General features: G+C 29.4%; 4 protein-coding genes. All 4 read right to left on the bottom strand.

Annotated elements, in window-relative coordinates:
* Positions 1-131: 131 nt before the first annotated feature.
* Entirely contained in the window at positions 132-563 is a 432-nt protein-coding gene (locus ACVC2P_RS16475) for a hypothetical protein (protein WP_452599549.1), read from the bottom strand.
* Between the two features lie 100 nt (positions 564-663).
* A complete protein-coding gene (locus tag ACVC2P_RS16480) occupies positions 664-837 on the bottom strand; it encodes a hypothetical protein (RefSeq protein WP_452599550.1) in 174 nt (57 codons plus the stop codon).
* Between the two features lie 317 nt (positions 838-1,154).
* On the bottom strand, positions 1,155-1,349 hold the full coding sequence (locus ACVC2P_RS16485; protein ID WP_452599551.1) for a hypothetical protein: 195 nt from the start codon (positions 1,347-1,349) through the stop codon (positions 1,155-1,157).
* A 2-nt stretch (positions 1,350-1,351) separates the two neighbouring features.
* The coding region (gene pheT, locus ACVC2P_RS16490) for a phenylalanine--tRNA ligase subunit beta (RefSeq protein WP_452599552.1) at positions 1,352-3,483 on the bottom strand (2,132 nt) is incomplete at its 5' end.

The raw sequence follows: 3,483 nt of genomic DNA on the forward strand, positions 1-3,483 counted from the left end.
CGTTTAAATTAGCCTTCTTTTCTTTTTTCAGTTGTTCTTCATATTTATCTAAATTTTCACTAAATTTTTCGATATACTCTTCTGGGATTACCCCTGAATCTTTTATCCTTTTATTTGAGTTGCCTGTATTATTATCTGACATTTTCTATTGTCTCTTTTATAATTTTACCTCTCTTTATATCCTGGTCTTCTTTTTCCTCATCTTTAATGGCATGCATATTATCTCCAATATATTTAAAGATGTTAGATATAGTAGATTTAAATTTATTTTCAGTAAAATTCATTAGTGTTTCAAATAGCTTAAAAATTTTAACACTACTAATAGATATTAAAATTATTGCTAGCCAATAGAAATAAGCAGGAAAGTCTTTAGAGTTGAAAAGTTGCTTTTTAGGTAATAATATGTGAGCTATAAAAAAAGATGCAACAAATAAAAGTAATAAAGAAATATTTTTAAATATAATTTTATATTCATATTGAACTTTACTACTTGCATATAACATTAAGAGGGCTGAACATAATAGGCTAATTCTAACTCCAATTGCCCATAAAAAAGAAGACATATATCTATAACCAAATATGCCTTCTTGATCATTAACTCCGTAGTACATATGCATAAAAGGAGACAAACTCCCTATTAAGACTACAATTGTTAAATATAAACTATTCTTCGTCGTCAGGAATACCGTTACAGTTTCTGTCGTTTGGCGGACATTCTTTTTCAGGGTCGATAATAGCGGTAATGTTTTCATCTTCGGTTACTGGTTCTGTAGTGCAAGAAGTAAATGTAATAGAAACCAGTGTTAGCATTGAAAATGCTATAAATAAATTTTTCATAAAATAATAAATTGTTTAGGTTGAATATTAAACAATAAATTACTTGATATTTAGTTGCATTTGGTTGGTTAAACTAATTACTTATTCACTAAATTATTAACGTACAGCGATTTGTAAGGGCGTGAATATATACTTTTTTAGTTTAATATCGCTAAGGATTTTCCTTACAATTAGTAAGGATTTTTGTTTTTTAACAAAAAAAGAGCAAATACAACACATTGTATTTGCTCAAGCTAAAATATTAATTTATACTCATTGCTTAACAATGAGTACAGCAAAGGTGTTAAATTATTTTGCCAATATTGGGTTTTAACCCTTTATTTAAAATACTTATAAAAACTATTGATACCAAAACCAATTAATAGAATAGATAGCACTAATCTAAAATTACTATAAACTGTTTCAGTAAAATAATGACTGTAAAGTCGATAGCCTCCAACTCCAATAAAAAGGAATCCTAATAGTAAATTAAAAATATTTTTATTGTTTTTTGGAGAATTTTGTTCAGTCATAATTATCTTAATTCTGCACCTAACTTGTTTTCAAAATTAGATTGTAATTTATTCATTATTTTATCAATAACCTTGTCTGTAAGTGTTTTGTGTTCATCTAGAAACATAAAACTTACAGCATAACTCTTTTTACCTTTAGGTAGATTTTTACCTTCGTAGACATCAAACAAACTTACATTTTTAAGTAATTGTTTTTCCGTTTGTTTGGCAATTGTATGTATCTGTTCAAATGTAACATTATCATCTAACAATAACGCAAAATCTCGACGAACTTCTGGATATTTTGGTATAGCAGTAAATTTAATTTTATTACGTTTAGCAACTTCAATAATATTATCCCAATTAAAATCGGCAAATAAAACATTTTGAGAAATGCTAAAGTGTTTTAAAATAGAGTTTTTAACAACTCCAAAAGATACTAAAGGCATTTTACCTTGTTCAAACTGCATACCTTCGCTAAACACATCATTTTTAGTAGGAGCAGATCTATATCTATTAATTCCTAAACGTTCTAAAAGTGCTATAATAGTTCCTTTTAAATAAAAGAAATCACTTTTGGTTGCTGTTACACTCCAGTTTTCTGCTACTTTATTACCTGTAGTAAACAAAGTTAAGTGTTTATATTCTTCACGCTTATCGTTATAATTATGGTAAGTTTTACCAAATTCAAATAACTTTAAATCGCTCTGCCTTCTATTTATATTATGTAATATAGATTCTAAACCAGAAAATAATAACGATTGTCTCATTACAGATAAATCATTACTTAAAGGGTTTAGCATAGTAATATTATGCTCTTCCTTTAATTGCTCGCTTAATTTAATATAATTAGGAGTGGTTAACGAATTAGATAGGATTTCGTAAAAACCTTGAGACGCTAGTTGATTACCAACTACGTTTTGTAATTTATGATCCTCAAATCTAGATGTGTTAGAAATGGATGCGTTTAATTTTGTTGTAGTTTCAATGTTATTATAGCCATACACACGAAGTATTTCTTCTATAACATCTGCTTCACGCTGTACATCATTTCTATAAGCAGGTACAGTAAGGCCCAAACCAGCTTCTGTTACATTATTAACCTTAATCTCTAAAGAAGAAAGAATGCTTTTTATTGTTTCTCTAGGTATTTCTTGTCCTATTAATCTTGTAACGTTATCGAAACTAATACGTACCTGAAAATCTTCTATTTTATTAGAGTAATCATCAGAAATATCACTAGTAATTTCTCCGCCTGCAATATCTTGTATTAATAAAGCAGCACGTTTTAAAGCATATTCTGTAATATTTGGGTCTATACCTCTTTCAAACCTAAAAGAAGCATCGGTATTTAAAACGTGGCGTTTTGCTGTTTTTCTAACACTAACAGGGTTAAAGTAGGCACTTTCTAAAAAGATATTAGTGGTTTGTTCTGAGACTCCAGAATCTAAACCTCCAAAAACCCCTGCAATACATAATGGTTTTTCTGTATCGCAAATCATTAAATCATCTTCATGTAATTCACGCTCAAGACCATCTAAAGTAGTAAATTTAGTACCAGCTTCTACGGTTTTTACTTCAATTTTATTACCTGCAATTTTATTAGCATCAAAAGCATGAAGTGGTTGCCCTAATTCATGTAAAACATAATTAGTAATATCTACAATATTATTTATGGGCGCTAAACCAATAGCTTTTAATCTATGTTGTATCCATGCAGGAGATTCTCCAACTTTTACCCCAGATATTGTTACCCCACAATAGCGAGGTGCTAATTCTTTATTTAATACCTCAACATCTATTTTTAAAGTTCTATTCTCAACATGAAAAGCACTAACAGAAGGTGTAATTAATTCTAAAGTAATATCCTTTTGTTGTAATCCTGCTTTTAAATCGCGAGCAGTACCAAAATGGCTCATAGCATCAGCTCGGTTTGGTGTTAAACCAATCTCGAAGACTTGATCATTTTCAATATCAAATAAACTAGAAGCAGGAGTTCCTACTTTAGTGTCATTATCTAAAACCATGATACCATCATGAGATTTTCCTAGACCTAGTTCATCTTCAGCACAGATCATACCATGACTTTCCTCGCCTCGAATTTTTCCTTTCTTTATAGTCCAAGCTTCTCCTTCTTCTGTATATAGAGTAGTAC

Source organism: Pontimicrobium sp. MEBiC01747 (assembly GCF_053601635.1).